Source organism: Agrobacterium sp. a22-2 (genome assembly GCF_012276985.1).
Taxonomy (GTDB): Bacteria; Pseudomonadota; Alphaproteobacteria; order Rhizobiales; family Rhizobiaceae; genus Allorhizobium.
This window is the reverse complement of sequence record NZ_JAAXMM010000046.1, coordinates 1-503: the sequence shown is the minus strand read 5'-3', so window position 1 is coordinate 503 and position 503 is coordinate 1. Positions and strand designations below refer to the sequence as shown.

The 503-nt window shown below is 47.5% G+C and carries 1 protein-coding gene; it reads left to right on the top strand.

Features of this window, described 5'->3' with window-relative positions:
- Positions 1 to 247 (top strand): hypothetical protein (locus HFC70_RS26850; RefSeq protein ID WP_210259459.1); only part of this gene is annotated, 247 nt, incomplete at its 5' end.
- Between the last annotated feature and the right edge of the window lie 256 nt (positions 248 to 503).

Here is a 503-nt window from a genome sequence, read left to right as displayed (position 1 = left end):
AACTAATCTAAGTAACAGTGGATACAATACTGTATCCAAAACGATCTACACATCCAGCAAAAATACCGTTGTTATCCCATATGAAGTGCTAGAAAAGATGGTGTCGGCTAAAAACTGCCGCCTTCGCATACATACAACTGAAGGTAATCAAGACATCGATTTCTCAGCTGCAAGTATCCCTGGGGGGAAAGCTACTGCGATTGTTTCCATTAAAGAATTCATGACTAAAGTGGCAAAAGTTAAATAGGTAACTAAGCCGCCATTACAGGCGGCACTTCACACTATTTACCATAACATCCGTTGCGTGCACCGCCGCAGAGGCCCTCAGCGCGTTTCTGAGGCCTCCGGCCTGAAACACACACCTTTCTGTGCCCATATCGAGAAAAAACGCCCCTGATGATTCTGGCGCGACTGCATGGCTATGCACGGACATACCTGGCCGGGATTTTAGCGGCTAAAATCCGATGAACGCCCTGAAAGCCACCACGAACCACCCCGATAAC